The 19,874-nt window shown below is 39.2% G+C and carries 18 protein-coding genes; 5 read left to right on the top strand and 13 right to left on the bottom strand.

Features of this window, described 5'->3' with window-relative positions:
- Positions 1 to 11: 11 nt before the first annotated feature.
- Entirely contained in the window at positions 12 to 176 is a 165-nt protein-coding gene (locus tag CH362_RS19200; protein WP_165780203.1) for a hypothetical protein, read from the bottom strand.
- Positions 177 to 328: 152 nt separating this feature from the next.
- Between CH362_RS19200 and CH362_RS00255 the strand changes: the two genes are divergently transcribed.
- The gene (locus CH362_RS00255; RefSeq protein WP_100708372.1) at positions 329 to 775 is read left to right on the top strand and encodes a DoxX family protein; all 447 of its coding nucleotides are present in this window, start codon (positions 329 to 331) and stop codon (positions 773 to 775) included.
- 66 nt (positions 776 to 841) lie between these two features.
- Here CH362_RS00255 and CH362_RS00250 read toward each other — a convergent pair whose 3' ends face one another.
- Together CH362_RS00250 and CH362_RS00245 are read right to left on the bottom strand one after the other, a co-directional pair.
- Positions 842 to 1,897 (bottom strand): FecR family protein, encoded by a 1,056-nt coding sequence (locus CH362_RS00250; RefSeq protein ID WP_100708371.1) that lies wholly within the window; start codon positions 1,895 to 1,897, stop codon positions 842 to 844.
- Between the two features lie 159 nt (positions 1,898 to 2,056).
- Positions 2,057 to 2,611 (bottom strand): RNA polymerase sigma factor, encoded by a 555-nt coding sequence (locus CH362_RS00245; RefSeq protein ID WP_425269001.1) that lies wholly within the window; start codon positions 2,609 to 2,611, stop codon positions 2,057 to 2,059.
- Between the two features lie 141 nt (positions 2,612 to 2,752).
- Between CH362_RS00245 and CH362_RS00240 the strand changes: the two genes are divergently transcribed.
- A complete protein-coding gene (locus tag CH362_RS00240) occupies positions 2,753 to 3,556 on the top strand; it encodes an LA_0442/LA_0875 N-terminal domain-containing protein (protein WP_100708370.1) in 804 nt (267 codons plus the stop codon).
- Between the two features lie 113 nt (positions 3,557 to 3,669).
- Here CH362_RS00240 and CH362_RS00235 read toward each other — a convergent pair whose 3' ends face one another.
- The 4 genes from CH362_RS00235 to CH362_RS00220 all read right to left on the bottom strand — a co-directional run bounded on the left by CH362_RS00235 (position 3,670) and on the right by CH362_RS00220 (position 9,879).
- Entirely contained in the window at positions 3,670 to 5,310 is a 1,641-nt protein-coding gene (locus CH362_RS00235) for a hypothetical protein (protein ID WP_100709208.1), read from the bottom strand.
- Positions 5,311 to 5,535: 225 nt separating this feature from the next.
- On the bottom strand, positions 5,536 to 6,666 hold the full coding sequence (locus CH362_RS00230) for a DUF1554 domain-containing protein (protein ID WP_100708369.1): 1,131 nt from the start codon (positions 6,664 to 6,666) through the stop codon (positions 5,536 to 5,538).
- A gap of 86 nt (positions 6,667 to 6,752) precedes the next feature.
- Positions 6,753 to 7,769 carry a DUF1554 domain-containing protein gene (locus CH362_RS00225; protein WP_100708368.1) on the bottom strand — a complete coding sequence of 339 codons (1,017 nt, stop codon included), beginning with the start codon at positions 7,767 to 7,769 and terminating at the stop codon, positions 6,753 to 6,755.
- Positions 7,770 to 7,854: 85 nt separating this feature from the next.
- On the bottom strand, positions 7,855 to 9,879 hold the full coding sequence (locus tag CH362_RS00220) for a hypothetical protein (protein ID WP_100708367.1): 2,025 nt from the start codon (positions 9,877 to 9,879) through the stop codon (positions 7,855 to 7,857).
- 243 nt (positions 9,880 to 10,122) lie between these two features.
- Here CH362_RS00220 and gpmI point away from each other — a divergent pair, with 243 nt between their 5' ends.
- Positions 10,123 to 11,763, top strand: coding sequence for a 2,3-bisphosphoglycerate-independent phosphoglycerate mutase (gene gpmI / locus CH362_RS00215; protein WP_100708366.1), 1,641 nt, complete (start codon positions 10,123 to 10,125; stop codon positions 11,761 to 11,763).
- 2 nt (positions 11,764 to 11,765) lie between these two features.
- Here gpmI and CH362_RS00210 read toward each other — a convergent pair whose 3' ends face one another.
- Entirely contained in the window at positions 11,766 to 13,307 is a 1,542-nt protein-coding gene (locus CH362_RS00210) for an Lcl domain-containing protein (RefSeq protein ID WP_100708365.1), read from the bottom strand.
- A gap of 150 nt (positions 13,308 to 13,457) precedes the next feature.
- On the bottom strand, positions 13,458 to 14,168 hold the full coding sequence (locus CH362_RS00205) for a TetR/AcrR family transcriptional regulator (protein ID WP_244280443.1): 711 nt from the start codon (positions 14,166 to 14,168) through the stop codon (positions 13,458 to 13,460).
- 434 nt (positions 14,169 to 14,602) lie between these two features.
- Between CH362_RS00205 and CH362_RS19330 the strand changes: the two genes are divergently transcribed.
- The gene (locus CH362_RS19330; RefSeq protein WP_244280442.1) at positions 14,603 to 15,136 is read left to right on the top strand and encodes a hypothetical protein; all 534 of its coding nucleotides are present in this window, start codon (positions 14,603 to 14,605) and stop codon (positions 15,134 to 15,136) included.
- A gap of 27 nt (positions 15,137 to 15,163) precedes the next feature.
- Here CH362_RS19330 and CH362_RS00195 read toward each other — a convergent pair whose 3' ends face one another.
- The 3 genes from CH362_RS00195 to murB all read right to left on the bottom strand — a co-directional run bounded on the left by CH362_RS00195 (position 15,164) and on the right by murB (position 17,805).
- Positions 15,164 to 16,075 (bottom strand): histidine kinase N-terminal 7TM domain-containing protein, encoded by a 912-nt coding sequence (locus CH362_RS00195; RefSeq protein WP_100708363.1) that lies wholly within the window; start codon positions 16,073 to 16,075, stop codon positions 15,164 to 15,166.
- 179 nt (positions 16,076 to 16,254) lie between these two features.
- On the bottom strand, positions 16,255 to 16,836 hold the full coding sequence (locus CH362_RS00190) for a TetR/AcrR family transcriptional regulator (protein WP_100708362.1): 582 nt from the start codon (positions 16,834 to 16,836) through the stop codon (positions 16,255 to 16,257).
- Positions 16,837 to 16,851: 15 nt separating this feature from the next.
- Positions 16,852 to 17,805, bottom strand: a complete 954-nt coding sequence (murB, locus tag CH362_RS00185) for a UDP-N-acetylmuramate dehydrogenase (RefSeq protein WP_100708361.1) — start codon at positions 17,803 to 17,805, stop codon at positions 16,852 to 16,854.
- Between the two features lie 112 nt (positions 17,806 to 17,917).
- On the opposite strand from murB, the gene CH362_RS19465 reads away from it, so the two are divergent.
- On the top strand, positions 17,918 to 18,043 hold the full coding sequence (locus tag CH362_RS19465; RefSeq protein WP_020769644.1) for a hypothetical protein: 126 nt from the start codon (positions 17,918 to 17,920) through the stop codon (positions 18,041 to 18,043).
- Between the two features lie 31 nt (positions 18,044 to 18,074).
- On the opposite strand, the gene hflX is transcribed toward CH362_RS19465, so the two are convergent.
- Complete coding sequence (gene hflX / locus CH362_RS00180) at positions 18,075 to 19,745, bottom strand: GTPase HflX (protein WP_341865075.1); 1,671 nt, start codon at positions 19,743 to 19,745, stop codon at positions 18,075 to 18,077.
- Between the last annotated feature and the right edge of the window lie 129 nt (positions 19,746 to 19,874).

The raw sequence follows: 19,874 nt of genomic DNA, 5'->3' as shown, positions 1-19,874 counted from the left end.
GAAAGTAGTGCTTACTTCTTATTCGCGAGTTCTTCTTTTCTCGCTTTAAGATGTTGTACGTACTTGCTCGTTTCCCCGTTCATCTTCTCGACTGCGTCTTTCAGAGCTTGATCAAGCTCGCCTGCGCTCATCTTGTTGATTTTTTTATTCTTCTTTTCGGCTGTCTCTTCAGACATAGGTACCTTCCGATGCGTTCGTATTGCCAAAATTTACGGAAATACCCCTTTCGACAACCTATTTTGGCTTCTAAGCAGGCTTCCGGTCTCGGCGCAGATAAATTAGAATGGAAATATGTTCGGATTTGGGTTCTATAGGATGCAGATTCGGCATGTTATATAATTTATTTCAAACGAAAGAAGGGTTAGGTCCCTTATTCCTAAGATTGGGCCTTGCTATTTGTGTCTTCCCACATGGGGCCCAAAAGGCATTGGGTTGGTTCGAAGGTTCCGGGTTCTATACCGCAATGGACTATTTTACTGAGACCCTGGGTGCTCCTTATGTTTTAGGAGTAATGGTTATTGGTTTTGAATTCATTGGGACCATCTGTTTTGTATTCGGGTTCTTAACCAGGTTCTGGGCTCTTGGACTTGCAATCACATTGACAGTAGCAGGTTTCACTCATAAAGAATACGGCTTCTTTATGAATTGGTTCGGGGACAAAGGTGGAGAAGGTTTCGAATACCATATTCTCGCAGTGTCTGCTGCGCTTTCTCTTTTATTCAGAGGAGCTGGATCCTTCTCCTTTGATAAAAAATTAGGTGAATGGTCTGTTTGAGTAGGTATAAAAAAACCCGGGAAAGAAATCCCGGGTCTTCGCTTTAGAACTATCTATTAATTTTTCTTAATAGATGATCTTTTCGACTGAGTTCTCATCCAGGATATAAGATCCTTTCAGTGTTTGAACGATCAGTTTTCCTTTCTTTTGAGAAACCACAACACCTCTAAGCTCGCGGCCATCTTTCATTATGATTTGTTCGATACTTTTATCATAAATTTCTTCCAGCTCTTGTTCGGTCTTTGCGGTTTTTAAGTTTTGAGTAGATGCCAGAACTTCTTTGTCCAGACCACTCAAGTTCTTGCGCATATCGCCGTATTCAGGACCTTCTGCTTTTGCACGTTTTGTATCTTCGATCACTATGACTTTTTCGTTTGTGACTATGATCAATCCGCCGGTGATTAAAGCTTTTTCAGTCTTGTCATGGATCAAAGGAGTTACTTCTACAGCACCTTCGACCACGAAGACAGAAGATTCTTTATCGGAAGCATTAACTTCGAAAGAAGTTCCTCGGACCGCAGCCACCACAGTAGGAGTATCTACGAAGTAGTTTGCGTTTTTCTTTTCCTTCTCAACTAAGTTCAGGATCTTACCTGACATTAAGGAAATCCTGATTTGAGAAGCGTCCGTTTGTCTTAAACTTTTGAGAACTAACTCAGAGTTTTCTTTTAAGCGAATGACGCTGGAATCGGTCAGACCGATATCGATCGATCCACCTTTGCCCGTTACGATCTTATCGCCTTCGCTAAGTATATCACCTAAATGTAATGCGACTGGAGTCTCTTTTACATTTTTTGCTTCGCCTTTAACGAATACGACCGCCGCTTTAAGCAGTGTGCCTTCAGCTACAGGTGCGGCTTCTTTTTTGAAAATAGTGAAATAAGTTCCGGCTCCAATTCCTACGAATAGGATTGCTGCCGCAGCTAAGAACCATACTTTATTTTTGGAGCCGCTCAGTTGAACTACATTGTCCTTAGTAGGAGATTGCATAATATTTGCCTCCACAGAGAAGCGAGGAGACATGCCGACCCATTTTGGATCGAAGTCCGGTGCCTTAGAATCCGGTAGAGACTTTTTGAGGAGCTCTGCGAATGTTTGGAATTCAGGGTTCATTCTTTCCATCCTCTTTACCGTATCCTTTAGTTCCGGGCCTGTTCACATTGTCCTGCCCGCTCAGTTGGATCAACAAACTGAAGGAACGTACCTTGCTCATTTTTTTGAGTGAGGATAGCTTTTTTGACGAAATGAATCGATTGTTCGAAATACATATTGGCGAAAATCCTAGGATTTTAGAAAAGAAGAAGGTTGTATGCCTCTCTTCTTTCCCTCTTGTAAAAGCTGTTTTTCGGCTCTTTCCAGAAGTCTGGAAACCCCAGATACGGATAAGTCCAATACTGAGGCTATCTCTTCCAATTTGCATCCTTGGGTATAACGCAGATCTATAGCAGTCTTCTGTTCTTCCGGTAGGGTGCTTAATAATTCGCTTACTATCTTTCCAAGATTTTGAGCTTCCATCTCATCCAATACCTGGCTTTCAGGACCTTGGCCTTTGGAGCTAAATAAAGAAGAAGTTTCCTCTCCAACGAGAGCAACGTTCTTTTGATAATAGGACTTGCCGTGGTTTATCATTAAATTTCTGGAGATCCTAAATAAGATCATCCTGGAGACTTGCTCATCCGGTAATTCCTTGCCGGAATAATGTTTAAAGAAGTTCAAAAAAGTGTCTTGTAATAGGTCCAAGGCTGTGGATTCATCTTGGACGGAGCGCCGAATAAATGAAAACAAGTGATCCTTATTTTTATTGTATAGTTTTTCAAAAAACAAGGTTTCAGACACGGTAGAATAGAAATTTTTTTCTATTGGTCTTTTTTCAAGTAAATTCGGTTTTTTCTTGTAGAAAGCAATCAGTTTTAAAACGGTTATAGGCAGACAATTTTAGTGTCTGTAATCCTAGACCAAAGGGATTTAAGATAGATTATGCCTTATCGTTGGCTTTTTGCAATTTGTTTCCTAATCGTTTCCCATTCCATTTTTGGCTCTAGCCTAACCTTAAAAAACGGAAAGGTACTACAAGGGAAAGTGGTAAACCAAACACGTACGGATGTTCAGATCGAAGTGGATGGAAAGGTTCTAACCATTCCCAAAACTGAGATTGCTGAATTGAACTTAAAAGATACCCCTAAACAGGAAGTGAAAAAGGATCCTGTTAAACCTAAAGAGGAACCTAAAAAGACTGAAGAGGAACCAGCGGTCCAGAGATGGTACCAAAAACCTCGTTGGGATTATTCTCTCAAATCAGCAGTTGTTCCAGGTTGGGGAATTTGGAAGGCAGACAAAAAATATAGGGCTACTGCAGCATTTGTAGCAGTTTTAGGGGCAACATATCTGGCGGTCAAGGCTCAGAACGATTTTGGTGCTGCTAAAAGCGCTTATGAGGAGAATGCAAGAAATTATTTCATATTTGCGTTGAACGACCCTGTTCTTTCCTTACCTGCAAATACTACACAACGTTTGATCGGAGCCTTCTTGGTAAACAAGGGCGCGTTCAACCATTACCAAAATCTTGCAGGAGAATCCAATAATTACCAATACTTGTTTGGGATTGCTTATGGATTACAACTCTTCTATTCCTATTATTTGGGAGTAAAAGCAGAGCAAGGGGTTGCAGAAGGACCAAGCTCAGGCTTTAGATTTAGTTTTGCTCCTTCTTACCAGCCTATGACTGTCGGAGGAAATGGTTTAGGTTGGAATGGAGAATTGAAATACGAGATTCGCTATTAAGTTAAGATAGGAAATAAGTTATTTTAGTGTAGAAGGTCTCTTCTGCCCTAAATAGAAAAACCCGGACCACCGTAAAGAGTGCCCGGGTTTTTTGTTTTAAATGGTATTGCTAATTATTGGATCACAGTTACGGGAGTTTGAATACCGTTTCCATCATTAGGATAAATGGTAGAAGTTCCTCCGATACTACCGTCAAAATTCGGATCGAATAAGTAGATCGTGTCATTGTATTCATCTCCTGTGGCGATAAAACAAGCTGTAGTTCTGCAAGTAATGGAAGAACCCATAGTGCTACTTGAGCCTATTTCGGAGACGGAATAGTCTGTAGGAGTTCCTGCAGCCCCGGAAGTGATCGCCCCGGAAGTGATCGTAACCGGAAGATTGGACACTTCATTATATACTCCCATATCCGCACAGAATGAATCATAGGAAACCAATAGATTCGTGCTGTTTGCAATTGCTACGGAAGGAATCATATATTGGTCCCCACTACTATTGACCGGGTCGCAACCGTAAGGACTTGTTTCCGTTCTCATTGTTGCAGGAGTAACTTGGAAGTTATTAGAACTTTTTAAAGTAGCCGAATTTACGTTTCCGGAGCCGTCAGTATTTGTTTGGCTATAGAATAACCAAATATTAGAACCTTGAGTTAGTAAAGAAGGGTAATCCAAAGCCAGAGAATCTGTTCCGTTAGTAGCCGTATAAGTTTTTACAGAAGTAGCTGCCCCAGTTGAGAAGCTATAAGCGAGTAAAGAATTTGCTCCTCCACTTGTTCTTTGGCGAAATGCAGTATAATAAGTGCTACCACTTAAGGTAACGTCCGCATTAAAATAATTCGTACTAGTTGAAGATGCAATGGTTGTCGTAGCTCCAATAGTAGCACCAGTAGAAGAATTAATCCTTTGGTATTTCGCTGCTCTTGTAGAAGCAGCCTCTGTCCAGACTATTGCAAATTCTCCGCTTGAACTATATGCTGCGGAAACTTTTCCGATAGTTACACCAGTTAATGTATAGATCGTAAATGCAGATCCTATCGCAGTGAGCCTTATATCATAAAACTGTCCTTTGATAGTTGTATCAGCAGACTTCCAAACAAGTAAATAATTGCTTCCGGTCCATACCAATTCAGGGTCAACTGAGCTTGGCGCTCCTCCAACGGTAATAGATAGATTTTTTGTTACCACATAAGGAGAAGCAGAATGATTTACTCCAAACAATTTTAAAACTGGAGTTCCAGCATTTGTTTTCCATCCCGCAGCGATCGCTAATTGTCTTTCGCAAACAATTGTAGCAGTTCCGGTAGTACCAGCAGTGCCACTTGCATTTGTAGAAATACTACAAGACTGTCCTTGAGTGTAAGAATCTAATGTGATCGAATAGGAATCTCCACTGGTAAGTTCTGTGGAGAAAGAATAAGAACCGTCTGCAGTTAATGCTAAGGTTTGGGTTGTACTATCGGTCGAATCGGATAAAGTAAGACTTAGATCGTTAGCAGTAACATTTACGTAACCACTTAAAGAAACATTTACGGCAGAAGTAGCAGCAGGAGAAGTTCCTCCGGCATTTCCGAGATTCCCAAATATACCAAAGTCACCATCGGAGAGTAGGGCGCCTATGGCTGAAGAACTTGCGTCTATACTTATTGCCTTGGCATTATTACAGCCTTGGACCAATAAAAACGAGAGTAGAAAACATCCGTGAATTAATAGGTAAAATCCATTTATGATCTTGTTTGAATTCAGGAATTTTTTCATTTTAGTTCTCCACTTAGAAGAGGGGAAAATTCGGATAGTTTTCCCCATAACAAGGGCAACAATCGATCCTAAGCTCTTTGATCCTTTTTTCCCGAGGGAATAATTTTTTTACTAAAATGTATTGGAATAAGATATAAATCGAAGGCTTGTTCGAAAAAAAAGCCCCTTATTGGAAGGGGCTTTCTCGACTTCTGTCAGATAGGCTTATTCAGTTAATGGAAAAGGCTATTGGCCGACGCAGACAATATTCCGTCTCTGAGAACATAGAGTCGGGATCACAATGGCTGGATCCGTAGTAGTCATTTCTGCAATAGAGTTTCCATCTACTGCAGACAGAACTCCTTGAGTCCCAGTTGCAGTAGCAGAATACCAAGAAGAATACGGCGCTCCGGTTACTTGTAATGATGCACATTGAGTTACTGTAGGAGTATCAGTTGTCCAGTCTATCGAACTAAATCCTGTCCATATTCTACCGGAAGTTCCAAGAGCATTTGTCCATTGTTGTGCATTTGCAAATCCAATAGTAGTGCCAGAAGTAAAACTATATGCCAACTTCTTACCACCCTGGCTATAATACTTAAGGTAGGAGCTAAACACCCAATCTGTAGAAGGGTTTCTGAGATTATTACTCGGGCTATAACTTACAGCAAGCATAGCCTTATAACCTACGTCTTTGTTTACTCCGTCAGGAACATTCGAATTACAAATATCGTCTGCAACTTCTACCGGACCTGCGAAGGTTGTATTATCCATTGCCTTTTTAGCAAAGTTTCCTGCGTAACCTGCTCCGTTATTCGTAGCTACGAAAATACATTTATCAATATCTTTTATTTTAACTTTAAGTGTCTGAGAAATTCCGGAGGATACCTCTACTGTGACAAGATCATATGTTGTGCTTAGGCAATTTGCGTCTTCAGCTCCGTTGATATTCACAGTGGTCTTATAATCGAAGTTAGCGTTTTGAGGATTCGGAGCGAAACTAATTGTGGAATAACCTAAAGATTCACCGGTATTAGGATCTAGATCTGTTGAAAAATAAATATTGTCATTAGGGTAAAATCTATATTCGATCACGCTTCCGTCTGTTGGAGGGTTTTGGATGCCGACCAGAATATCCGATTCATTATTTTCTTCGACGGTAAAGGTAGTTTCTCCTTCGTCATAATAGCCAACCAAAGGGTAAGGGGGAAGAGTAACGAATAAATTCCAGAAAATCGAAGGATCTATTGTAATTGCACCTGCAAGACTGGGCTTACTTCCATCCAGGGCAGTGGATTCTGCATTATTACACTTGGAAATCCATAAAGTAAGACATAATAGAATGAAAGCTGCTCGTCCTAATTTAGATTCTTTCATATTTGCACCCGCCCGATCTCTCAGAGGATAATACCCCTAAAGTAAGAAAACAGACAGGGAGGAAAAAAATTGAACGATTTTTTGGTTTAATCCGGGGAATAAACACAAATAAACGGCAAAGCCATAGGAGAATCGCAACTGGCAAGAGTCATATAGGCAGCATCTCCGGTCACTACGCTTGAAGTGCCTAAGTTTCCGCTTGAGGAACTGCTTGAGTTTGTCCAACTTTCGGAACCATTCAGACAGGTATTACTGTCCATTCTGCCCCAACCTGAATGCATTCCGGTCCAATATTGTCCTGAATCGATCAATGGATTCTCAAAATCTGAACTTGGAGGCCAAGCGCCATAGATAGAAAAAGTTTTTACCCAAGTTCCGTTCCCTTGCTTGCGAACATATCTTTTATTGTTTCTGAAGAAGGAAGTAGAAGATAATGATTCTCCAGGATTTCTATCTCCAAGAGTAGCAGAAAGAGCACCAACCATTGCTTTATAATAAGCCGGGTTTCTAGGAAGTCCTTTTGAGCTGGCTAAGTTTTTACAATGATTATCCATTGCACCTAGTCCACCTAATTGAGCCAGAGTCTTGGCAGAAGATTCGAAAATACAATAATCTCCATCCTTTACATTTACATTATATACGAAGGTATCTCCTGTAGAACCTTTCGTAATTCTGAAACTGAACTTACTTGCCGCATTATCTAAACAGTTGTCATCATCTGCTTCTAAAGAAAAACCGATAGAATGCGTGATTGTATTTGCCGGAAGAGTGAATGTATTGTATCCTATAAAATGAGGTTCATACGTCGTGGTATAAGATTCAATCACCATACTAAAGTTTTCATCCACTGCACTTGTTTCAGAAAAATTTAAATCTATATAAGTGTCTCCAGCATCAAACATAGTGTTAGAAGAAAGTTCTGGAAGACCTTCGGGAACTACCTCAGCTCCGATAATATTCGGTAAAACAACGTTTAAAAGAACGCCGGCAGCACTGCTGCTGCCGTCCAAATTGATCGGGTTTGCCTGATTGCAAAAAGAGAATAGGGAAAATAGCGATACGATCGGGATAAGTCTGAAAAGGATCTTTGGATGCGAATTCATAGTTCCTGGTCGGGTGATTTCTTATGAGGAATTACAGACTAAATTGCGAGTTTTTGCTCACATTTTTAGGAAAAAATAAATTTTTTTAAGGTTTATCCACTTTCCTTAATTTATCAATTTCCTTTCGGAAAGACTCATACGGATCGTCAGATTCGACTTTTCCTTTTTGAGGGGTTGATTTGTCTGCAGAAGATTTGTAAGAAGCAAACCATTCATCTACATGTTTAATTACTTTTGAGATCCTAGTTCTGCTATCTTCTTCCTCTGCCGTCCTGACTTTATTTTGTAGGACTTCCATTTTTTCGGACAGAATACGATGTAATTCTCTAGCTTTGTTCCTGAACGATTCGTTTGCAGGATAACAAATGATCTGATCCATTCTTTCCTTTCCTTTTTCCCAAGGAATAAAAACGAATTTTTCCCGATCCAGAATTTGGTAAAATAGATCTGCTTGGAATTCTACCACAATTCCTTGGATCTCGGATGCAGTAGGTGGAAGGGCACGTCTAAAATAAAATTCATCCATTGCAGAAGAAATTTTAGTTCTCTGTTCTGCAGAGCGGATCTTTTCTTCTTCTTTGATCTTTTCCTGTATTTTGGCCTGCTCTTCTTTTTTAGAAGTCTCGTGGTTTCTGGCTTTGAGTTGGTTTTGTTGGCCTTTTATTTTTTCTTTTGCTTGGGCAAAGAACATGTCTTGGAATATTCTTCCTATCCCGATCAGATCCAAGATGGTATAATACCAAGGGAAATAATCTAAATAACCTTTTCTTAATACTTTTCCGTAAGCTTTGACCAAATCAGGTTCTCGGAATATTGATTTGATCTGAGGTTCGTTGGATTCTACTAGTTGTCTGATGCAGAGAATTTTCCAGGTTTCTACATTTGTGGCCGCTCCCAAACTCAGGATGATCTGTCTGACGCTGTTTGCATTTTTATGAAAGAATGCGTGTATAGTCGTGGTCTTGGTTTCCCAGGTAGAATAACCGATTTCCAGATCATCTATCAGCATTCTTTTTAATTCTTCTGGATAAGATTTAAACTCTTTGTCCGGAACTAATAGAACCTTCCTTTCCCAAGAACCTGATTCGGAGAGAAGATTTCTTTTAATATCATGAAATTTATTTCGATCTCTTTCTGCGGACTGTTTATGAAGTTCTTTTTCGGCGAGTTCAGAAAGGCTACGAATCAAAACTACACTTAACATTCCAGGAGTTCCCGGGCTTGGAGTGCCAGGCAGGGCTCTTGCAAACGCTTCCGCTCTTTCTATTTTGAACTTTGTAGTCTCAGGATTGGAAGTATTAGAATAATATAATTTTTCTTCCATGGCGATCTTTTGAAATTCTTCTATCAGAACATGACGTAATTGTTTTGTTCCTTTAGATTGAATAAAATCATCCACATGATCCATGATTTGGACTGCTTCTTTGGAATTTTTGATCCCGAATAATCCATAACCTGGAACATCTATTACTCTTCCTTTTTTATGAAGATCGTCTTCTAATTCAAATAAGAAATCTTTAACAAACTCTGGATTTGCAGCAATTCGAAAATGTTCATTATGGAATGCTTGTCTCAAATACAAAAATAACTGAGGAAAAGGAGATTCTTTCCTTGCTCCCCATTCTAGATCCGATTCCAAATTTTCCCAAAGTAAGGTTTTACCTGTTTCTTCTTTTCGGTCTAGATAATTCAAAAGAGAAGATACTGAATAATCCAGAAGTTCAAGATAGATCCTGCTCAGATCTAAAGATTCTGCTTCCGGAAAGGACGCATAACAAGGAAGTGCTTCTGGTTGTTTTTCTGCACTATCGCTGATCAAGTATGCTAGCTGAGAAATTGTGCCGTCTTCTAACAGACGTTTTAAGTGAAGGTCTATGTCCTTTGGACCTAATTCTCCAACTTCAGGTACTTTATGATGAGGTTCGAATAATTGCCTCTTCTTTACATTTTTAAAAGATGTCGCAGCAGAAATGGCTTTGTAAACTGAGTGAGTTATCTTGTCGTTCATGTAGTAACTCACTACTTCGTTTAACTTCTTAACTTTTAAGAAGCTAGGAACGGCTACGTTGCCTGTGTTCGGATCTAAGGGTTTGGGGCCTTTTGCGTTCATCTTTGTCTATAAATAATTAAATATTAAAAATTTAGCATATAGTTACGGAAAGATATTCGCATGAAGATATGAGTATCCTCCCGGATATTCAAAACCATGATATAATGCATTCTAAACGCTTCCACCGAAAAACCTAAATCCTACTTCTTTTTCGATAAAACCTGCATAAACCGAAATAAGTATGCCAAAGGCCCTACATGAATCCTCTTGACGAAGCATAGGGAAGAGCTTTCCTGGAATAGAATGCAACTGAAGAAAAAGACTCCCTTCTCTCCCAAAAAGCTATTATTCGTAATTTTAGACGGCGTAGGTTATACTCCTAAAGGACCCGAATTCGGGAACGCAATCGCTGGTGCCAATCTTCCTTTTCTTAATAAACTTTGGAAAGAATCCCCTACCATACTATTAAAAGCACATGGAACCGCAGTTGGTATGCCTTCAGATGAGGATATGGGAAATTCAGAAGTAGGTCATAATGTTTTAGGCTGCGGGCGTATTTTCGATCAGGGCGCTAAGCTAGTCAATAACTCTATCGCCGAAGGACTGTTATTCGAAGGAAAAGCTTGGAAGGAAATTGTAGAAAATACAAAAACTAAAAATTCCACTCTTCATTTAATCGGTTTGTTTTCTGACGGAAATGTTCATGCACATATAGATCATACAAAGTCTTTAATACAAGCAGCAATACAGGACAAGGTCCCAAGCATCAGATTGCACATTCTTCTAGACGGAAGGGATGTGCCTGAAAAGTCCGCTTTAGAATATTTGAATCCTTTCGAAGAATGGCTGACCACACTCAGATCAAATGGTGCTGACATAAAGATCGCGTCCGGTGGAGGAAGAATGACAATCACCATGGATCGTTACGAAGCAGACTGGTCCATGGTAGAAAGAGGATGGAAGATTCACGTCCACGGAGAAGGCAGAAGTTTCCCTGATGCAAAGACGGCAATCGAAACATTTAGAAAAGAAGAGCCTACAGTAATTGATCAATATCTTCCTAGTTTTGTAGTAGAAGAATCAGGAAAACCCGTTGGGAAAATTCTAAGTGGAGACTCTGTAGTATTCACAAACTTCAGAGGTGATAGAGCAATTGAGATCTCCCAAGCATTCACTCAGAAAAATTTCGACAAATTCGATAGAGGAATTTTTCCTGAAGTATGTTACGCGGGGATGATGCAATACGACGGAGATTTGCAATTACCTGAACGTTTTTTAGTAAGTCCACCCGCGATTGATCGTACCTTGGGTGAATACATGGCTAAATCTGGGATTAACCAATACGCATTATCCGAAACACAAAAATATGGGCACGTAACATTCTTCTGGAATGGAAATCGTTCCGGTAAGTTTGACTCCAAGAGTGAAGAATATAAGGAAATTCCTTCTGATGTAATTCCTTTCGATCAAACTCCTGAGATGAAGGCGCAGGCTATCACTGCGGAACTTGAAAAAGTTTTAGGAGAGAATCATTCAGACTTCTATAGGATCAATTTTCCAAACGGTGACATGGTAGGTCATACTGGAAATTATAAAGCTACAGTCGAGGCAATGGAATTCCTGGACGGATGTATGGCTCGCCTTGCAGAAGCATGCAAAAAAAATAATGTAGTTCTGTTAGTGAGTGCAGATCACGGAAATGCAGATGAAATGTATCAACTAGACAAAAAAGGAAATGTAGAGAAGGACAAAGAAGGTAAACCTGTTCCTAAAACTTCTCATACCTTAAATCCGGTTCCTTTCAGCGTTTTGGACCCTGAAAACAAGATTAAATTGAGAACAGATCTTCAAAACCCTGGGCTTGCGAATGTTGCGGCTACGATATTAGATATTATGGGATATGAAACTCCAGAAGGGTATCATCCTAGTTTAGTAGCGAAGTAAGATCAGTCGCTTACACAGTGAATTGCATAACTTAGGCTCTTATCGAATTCATTTAAGATTCCGTACGCGAATACAACGGTTCTAGCAAATTGTTCCAATGGAGAGCCTGCGACACCTCGGGATGATGTCCAAGTTGCTGGAGATACCGGATTCGGGAATGCAGTCGTGTTTATGTATGGATTAGCACTTCCTTCTACCAAAGAATATAATTCTTCTGCACGAGGGAGTCTCCAGTTTTCTCGATCTGCATATCCTATCCCTGGGCCATGGATATAATTTAAGTAGGAGCATCCGTCTAATGCGTCCGCCCAAGAAGAATTTGTGGCAGAGCCGGAAGCGCAACCGGCACCCATTTTTCCTTCCCAACAAGTTTTCCAAACTAAACCTGTAGAAGTATCCGTAGTGGTAATATCTGCTGTATAAGTTCCATGCGCAGTTGGCCCGGAATATGTCTGGGCTCCCGTGATTGCGGCACCGGTTATAGTAGTAAAGGAGGCTTGTTGTGAGACACCATTGCCAGCTAAGTCTTGCAAAGAACTAGAAGGAATGGTCCAACGAATTTGCGAATCTTCTGGAAAGTATGTCCAACTGATCGTAATGACTAAAGTTTGGGAATCCTGCCAATCAAATATAGTATTGTTGTTTGGAATAGTTACCCAAGATGTTCCATTATAAATTTCTGTAGTCATGGACATGGTAAGAGATGTGTCCATAGGTTCTGCAAAACTTAAACTGATTGCTCCTGGAGAAAGAGCTACTCCAGTCGCATTGTTACTCGGATTAGTAGCCGAGATAGTAGGAGTCACGGTATCCACTGATATATCGGCGCTATCAACTGAGGTTACATTCCCCGCCTTATCTCTTGCAACATACTTAAATGAAGTAGTAGAATTTGCAGGGACATTGATAGGAGTAGAATATTGAGTTCCTACATTTATGGTCCCAGTTGCCCCATCAATATCTGGGGTAGAAGTGTCAGTAACATAAGAGATCTTATCACAACCGGCTCCCCCAGTGTCCGAACAAATAATAGAAACATTTCGAGATGAATTATAAGCTCCGGCTACTGGATTCGTGCTCAGGGTAGGATAAGTATCATCCCGAACGATCTTGAAAGTCCCGGACCCAGTTATATTTTCTACCGGATCAGTAACACAGACTCTGATATAGCTCGCGCCAAGAGGAAGGAAGCTTGCATTGACTGAGGCTAAATTGTCTGTGTTTGCCGTAGCAGTTCCAGTAATTAGGCTTGATCCACTTGTACAAGAACCGGCGTCTATCCGGACATCATAAGTTCCGTCAGTATCCGACCTCCAAGTAAGATCAGAAGAATTAACAGCACCTGAATTATTGCTTACGAATTTTGCAGTAAGGCTCCCACTAATAGCCGGTCCCGGAAGGCAAATATCTAATTCTCCCAAAATGCAACGAACAAAGGTGGTTTCCCACCAAGCATCCGAAAATGGGATGGCCGGGTTATGCACTTCGATTGGTTTGCATAACAATTCAAATCCAAGTAATAAAAGGGCAAAACGAGTTCGCATAATAAAGTCCACCCTTAAAGGGATAGATCGCTATAGGGGACGAATTTATATTTCGATCTATTTCCAGTTAGTAAATAAGTTTTTAACAGTTATTTTACTTATCTTATCCGAGATAGACCTCCGACAAAAAAACTCATCCCATTCCCGATTTCAGGCTTTTTTTATCTGTTTTTCTTTCTTTTTAGTTAATGGCGATTGCCCGACTTTTGAAAACCCTTCCCATAACATTTCGGCGGACTGTTCCAAAAGAGAAGGGTCTATGTTATTTTCTTGGATCCGGTGATAGCGTAAAATCCCGGTAAAGGAGCCAAGTATAAGAGAAGGATAAAGTAATCTCAAATTTTGATCATTCTCAGCTGGTGCAAAGTATTCTGAAATTTTTTCTTTTAATATTAGAGCATCTTTCGCACTTTCTTCATCTAGTATATAAGAAGTTAGATTTCTTTCTATCATGATTAACTGATCAAATTTGCCTTGAGAGAATAATCCTAACCCTTTCCAAAAATCAAAAAACTGTTCTTTTGGAGATAAGTTCTTAGATGTAGATCTATCTAAAAATTCTGAAAACTCTTGGACAGAGATCCGAAACGCTTCATTGAACAGGTGATCCTTATTTCGGAAATGTCTATACAATGTTCCAACTCCAACTTTTGCATGAGCAGAAATTTCAGGGATCCTCGTTTCGAAAAATCCTCTTTCCGCAAATAATTTAAGAGCTGAACGAACGATCCTTTCTTTGGATACATCTGGTTTCTTATGTAGTTGAGTTTCGTTATTTGTTTCGTGTATGGGATCCTGATCAGGTATATGTTCTGGATCCGAGGAAATGCCTAGGGTTTCTATCAGGGAACTATTTTCCATCCGGGTAACCATTTTCAATTTCTTTTTAGAACCAGTGGTGCGAATGGGACTATTAGCAAATTTGAATGTTTAACTAATGGAATAATTGGAAATATATAATTTACCAATATTCATTAGCAATACCGAATTAACAATATGCAGAATTTATACTCTTTGAAAAATAATAAATAATTCAATTTTGCAGGTTGAATTATTTGGAACAAAGATTGTAATAATCTGAGGATCTATAACATTAGTTTTCCGGAACCGACATTCTAAACCTATAGTAACAAATCAAAAAATAGATAACTTAACTGAAATTTGGCGACAGTAGTTATAAATATTAATAAAATTTGCTCGCACGACAGGATTTATCTTGGTTCCATAAAAGGTACAAAATACACGTAATCAAGTAAAAAAAAGTACAAAATGTACTTTTTATCTAAGGTTCAAAAATGAAGAAAGTTAAGGACCCTGAAACATTAAAACCCTCTCGGGCCCAAGGATCTGAAGGTAAACGGCTGTTATATGCAGTGCAGCAATATGGAATACAGGGAGCAGTCGAAAAAGTAAATATTACCCAGCATACGTTTCAAAGATGGGCCAGAAACGATGATAAAATAGAGGAATTAGTCTTAAATGAGCTCTTAATTCAGCTAGGAATATCAAAAATTTACGTTAAGACTGGCAAAGGGATCTGGCAAGCTAGCTCCGAAGAACAGATGGCAATTTTTGGCGATATAGTGACTGATCTTGTTAAGTCCCAAAAAGTAAAAGAAGACATTCAAATGAAAAGGGTTATTGATTTAGCCTTAAAATTGGAGTTAACTGATAAAGAACTGATAATCAATTTGTGTCATAAGCTATTACAAGAAAAGAAAAACAAAGATTTACGATCGGCAATCTCACTCATTCTGAGTTTACCTCGCTCCTCTTATGAACTAGCATATAAACAATTACTGAGCTTAGAAAAAAAAGTGTATGATTAATTAAAAGTGAGGCTTTCTTGCGTGGATCTAATTAAAAAACAATTTTGTTATCTTCTCTGAGGCCTCTGCTAAATATTCAGAGGGTGAAACCTTTCCTAATAAGAGGCGCTGAATGCCGGACATTTGGATATGTTTGAGTTCTTCTGCTTTTAATTTTTCATATCTATCGCAGATTTCTTTATATCCGATTGGATCGATTTTATTTAAAAGATATCGGTTAACAGTTATAACAATCGAAGAAATTCTAGGACTTCTTAGATCTTTCCCGAAGTCCTCTATATCTACATTAAATAATTTGTATTTTGTAACAGGTATCCAACTGAACCATAAGAAGAAGATTAACCCAATGGCCAAAATCGAATTATGGATCAATTCGTCGGAAGAACTGAATAATAAAAATCCGATGGAGAAGAGACAGGAAAATAGAATTCCTGTAAAAAGATAAATAGAATGAAGTTTTTCGAAATAATTTCCTTGGAACATATTATAAATAATCCTACCCATCCCCCAAGCAAGAGCAGAATAAATATATAATATAGAAAGATTATATATACGACCTCCGTGAAAATAAAATGAAGATCCATTTACGGAGAAAGGGGATTCTATCCCCAGAGCAAAAAATATCGAAAATAGAATAATTGCAACGGTATGGGCGACTGCGAAGCGGCGTGGGATCTGAGTTAAGTTATTTGGATTTGAATAATTTCGAATAATATAGTTCACTAGATATGGAATAAAAAGAGGAGGGATAGGTATTAGATTCATTATGACTAATTTATATTCAAGGTTTAGTCCCGATTCTAAACAGAATAACAATATTGACCACAAGGCCATTAAAGAAGCAATTGAAGTGAAGGCTAAAGAGAGCTTTCGTCTGTCAGATTTATAATAAAAAAATATCGCTGAGCACAGAAGAGTTATAGAAGGTACTAGGGACAAACGAATTCTCCTAACTATCGATCAATTATATAAGCATACTAGAAAGAGATGTTATTTGAGAAAAGATAAATTGGGATTTGAAGATTGTATAATTTAGAATATTGTTTCCGTTTTCGGAAAAAACCTATTTTGGGATGATTCTTGTCCCTTGGAGAACAAGTTTTAGAACAGAGAATTCTTTATTTTGCCAATGCTTTCCAAAGAGTTAAACCAGAAGCGTGTAACGTCTCAGTGGTAAGCTGGATATAGCCACCCTTGGCCATCTTTACCATTCCCACAAAACTTCCATAACATAAGGAAACGAGTTCCATGGAACCTAGGTCGGATTTGATATCTCCCTTTGCTCTTGCTTGTTCTAAGAATGTACAAATGAACTCCATAGTCTGAGCGGTTGCCTTTTTGCTAGCTTGGTCCAAATAAGGGGAATGATAGTGTAATTCTAAAAATTCAAACGCATCCGGGTAACGGTGGTAGAAGGTTGCAAGTGCCTTCCATAAATGAACGAATAAGTCCTTGGATTTAGCTTTTTCAGGATAATTTTCTGCGAGAGTTTCTCTCAGTTTGTTTTTCCAGAAACGATAGAGTTCGTTTACTAGTTCTTCTTTGTTTTTATAATATCTATATATGGTTCCAGCGCCTATGCCTGCATCCTTGGCTAGATCAGGTATAGGAGTTCCTTCAAAACCTTTTTCGGTGAATAACCTTAAGGCAGAGGTGAGTATTCTTTCTTTTTTATCTTCCGGATCTCGAACTACTGGCATTTGATTTTCCTGGAATTAAGGAATGGAACCGAAGTATTCCACTTCTCTTTGTAATAGTACACCTGTTTCTTTTTCCACTTTTTCTTGGACAGTATTTACAAGTCCATATACATCGGAGGCCTTTGCTCCTCCGGTGTTCACTATAAAATTACAATGTTCCGGAGAGATCTGAGCTCCACCTATTTGCAAACCTCTTAGGCCTACTTTGTCTATGAATTGCCAAGCTTTGATCTCTTTTCCTTGTTCGTCGAATACCTTTGGGTTTTTAAACATGGAACCAGCGCTTTTTTTATTTTGAGGCTGAGAAGAATTTCGTTTGTCTCTTTTTTCTTTGAGAGATATTTCAATCTCTTCTAGGTTTCCGGGTTTTAATTGGATTAGAATGGAAAGAATAATGGAATCTTTCCTTTTTAAGAATTCTGTAAATCGATAGCCGTGTTCTATTTCAGTAGGTTTTCTTTTAAGAACTTCTCCGTTTCTTAAGAATTCTACTTCTTGGATAAGATCAAAAAGTTCTCCTCCATAACATCCTGCATTTTGGATGACTGCTCCACCTGTCCAACCTGGGATTGTACTTAGGAATTCTGCGCCAGTATATCCTTTCTGGGAAATTTGGCGGAAGATTGGAGTGGTATTAGTGGCAGCTCCTACTTGGAAGAGACCTTCTCCCATATCTTTATATTCTTTAAATCCACCAGAAAGTTTTAAGATCACAAAATCATCTGGATGATCTGAGATTAGAATATTTGTGCCACCACCTAAGATCTTCCAAGGCAGGTCTAGTTTTTTGAATACAGAAAGAGTTTCTAGGATTTGTTCCTGGGTTTCAGGCTCGACTATTAGAGGAGATATTCCTCCGATCTTAAAGGAGCAATGAACGCTCAAATCCTGATTTTCACGGTAGGGTAGACCGGAATTTTCTAGGGAATTCTTTAGTTCTCGTATCTGTATTTCAGAAAGAATGGCCACTTTATTCAGGTTTCCCCGTTCGGATCTAGGAGCAAGAAAAAAGTCTAAGGCCTAAAAAAGGCTTATGAGAAGAGTAAGTCGGTCCGAACATTCTTTTAGGGGCCGAAAGAATATGTTTTATTTGCTCTTGCAATCCGTGTATCAAGATTATATCACCGGAAGATCGGACAGGGAAACTTATATCAATTCTGTGATCCGATTGGCTTTAGACCAAGAAAAATTAGCCGGTCTAGTTTAAAGTCCCCTTCTTCAAAACGTTTAAACCTGCGTTAAACGTAGGTTTTTTCCGTTTCCTCTTCCAATTCTTCATCTTCTTCCCAAAGTTTAGTGCTAGAGAGTTTTGCCTCTGCTTGTGAGTACATTCTCTCTTCTATTCGGTTTAATAGAGTTTCTAATCCAAAACCTGTAATCGCTGAGACATAGATTGTGTCCAGATCAGCTTCTCTGAGGAGTTCATTCCGTGCTTCTTCAGGTAATCCGTCTATTTTGTTGAATACTAAGATCCTTGGGATATCAGATAAATTCAAATCTTCTAATATAGTTTCGACTGCTTCCATCTGTTGTCTGAATTCAGGATTGGAAACATCTACCACATGGACCAAAAGATCAGAATCGCCTAACTCTTCCAGTGTTGCTTTGAATGCATTGGATAGTTCTGGGGGAAGATCATGGATAAAGCCCACAGTGTCGGAGATAATGATCTCTCTTTCTTCTGGGAAGCGGATCCTTCTGGATGTTGGATCTAATGTTGCGAATAACTTGTCTTCGGATAGTACGGTAGAATTTGTCATCGCATTCAATAAGGTAGATTTTCCTGCGTTTGTATAACCTACGATTCCGCAGACTGGGATCTCGTTCTTCTTACGTCTTCTTCTTGCGATCTCTCTTCGTTTTTTCAAGGACTTAAGTTCTTGTTCTAGTCTGGAAATTCTTTCTTCTACTCTACGTTTTCCGATCTCGAGTTTTGTCTCTCCTGGTCCTCTTCCTCCGATTCCCCCGGTGAGCCTGGACATATTATCATCTAACTCTGAAAGTCTACCTTTCAGATATTTTAATTGTGCGAGTTCTACTTGCAGTTTACCATCTCTGCTTGTTGCATTTCTTGCAAAAATATCCAAGATCAATTGGGTTCTATCTAAAACTTTTAGATCTGCATAGTCTGAGATCTTCTTTGCTTGAGAAGGTGTAAGTTCCAGATCAAATACTAATAGTTCAACCTGCTTTTGGATCGCTTTTAGAACGATCTCTTCTAGTTTACCTTTTCCTAATACTGTAGAAGGATCTAAACGATTTTTTCTTTGGATGAATGAATCTACTACATGAACTCCTGCGGTTCTGCAGAGTTCTTTCAATTCGTTAATGGATTGTGCAGGAGGACGTATTCTGTTATTTTCAGGATATACTCCTACTAAAAAGGCTCTATTCTCTTTTTGAGCATCTTTTAGATTTTTGCGATATCTGGTCATCCTGCTTTCGATGTCCAGAATTTCGTCCAGTATACCTTCTTCCAATTGTCCTGGAACTTTTTTAGAAAGAACAGTCCAAGGTTCTCCCTCTTCGTCTTCAGGATTTACATGTGCGGAGTAATAGGATCTGGGAAGACCCTTTTCATCCATGGTAACTGCAGTTATATAATCTAAACGTAATAAAGCTAAGTCAGTAAGATCTTCTTGGTTCAGACTTTCTTCTTTGAGATGGCTATGTACTAGTCTTAAACCTCGTAATCTGGCTTCGGATGTTCTGATACGATCCAGCCAAGGGATATCAATTGAACTATCTGATCCCACGATCACGTGAGTTACGTATCCGTTCCTATCAATTAGGATTCCGATTTGTCTGCTGATTTCGAAGGAAAGTTCTGTGAGTGTTCTGGAAACTTCGGGCGTGATAATCACGTTTTCCCGAATTCTACGCTCGGAGAGTTTTTTGAGTCTTTGGATCTGATTGGACTTGAGTCCGGAAAGGTTTCCGCTGAGCTTACTGATAAATTTGCCTCTTCTCTAAGAATTAGACGGTACCATTTCTCAAAAAGAGAGTCAAGCAGTTCCAATCGTAAAAAGTGTAAGAAG

The organism is Leptospira saintgironsiae, from assembly GCF_002811765.1.
Classification (GTDB): Bacteria; Spirochaetota; Leptospiria; order Leptospirales; family Leptospiraceae; genus Leptospira_B; species Leptospira_B saintgironsiae.
This window is presented reverse-complemented; position numbering and strand designations above follow the sequence as displayed.

Coding starts and splice junctions, on each gene's coding strand:
- CH362_RS19200 (WP_165780203.1), bottom strand. CDS start 176: ATGTCTGAAGAGACAGCCGAAAAGAAGAATAAAAAAATCAACAAGATG.
- CH362_RS00255 (WP_100708372.1), top strand. CDS start 329: ATGTTATATAATTTATTTCAAACGAAAGAAGGGTTAGGTCCCTTATTC.
- CH362_RS00250 (WP_100708371.1), bottom strand. CDS start 1,897: ATGGAAAGAATGAACCCTGAATTCCAAACATTCGCAGAGCTCCTCAAA.
- CH362_RS00240 (WP_100708370.1), top strand. CDS start 2,753: ATGCCTTATCGTTGGCTTTTTGCAATTTGTTTCCTAATCGTTTCCCAT.
- CH362_RS00235 (WP_100709208.1), bottom strand. CDS start 5,310: ATGAAAAAATTCCTGAATTCAAACAAGATCATAAATGGATTTTACCTA.
- CH362_RS00230 (WP_100708369.1), bottom strand. CDS start 6,666: ATGAAAGAATCTAAATTAGGACGAGCAGCTTTCATTCTATTATGTCTT.
- CH362_RS00225 (WP_100708368.1), bottom strand. CDS start 7,769: ATGAATTCGCATCCAAAGATCCTTTTCAGACTTATCCCGATCGTATCG.
- CH362_RS00220 (WP_100708367.1), bottom strand. CDS start 9,879: ATGAACGCAAAAGGCCCCAAACCCTTAGATCCGAACACAGGCAACGTA.
- gpmI (WP_100708366.1), top strand. CDS start 10,123: ATGCAACTGAAGAAAAAGACTCCCTTCTCTCCCAAAAAGCTATTATTC.
- CH362_RS00210 (WP_100708365.1), bottom strand. CDS start 13,307: ATGCGAACTCGTTTTGCCCTTTTATTACTTGGATTTGAATTGTTATGC.
- CH362_RS00205 (WP_244280443.1), bottom strand. CDS start 14,168: ATGGAAAATAGTTCCCTGATAGAAACCCTAGGCATTTCCTCGGATCCA.
- CH362_RS19330 (WP_244280442.1), top strand. CDS start 14,603: ATGAAGAAAGTTAAGGACCCTGAAACATTAAAACCCTCTCGGGCCCAA.
- CH362_RS00190 (WP_100708362.1), bottom strand. CDS start 16,836: ATGCCAGTAGTTCGAGATCCGGAAGATAAAAAAGAAAGAATACTCACC.
- CH362_RS19465 (WP_020769644.1), top strand. CDS start 17,918: ATGTTTTATTTGCTCTTGCAATCCGTGTATCAAGATTATATCACCGGA.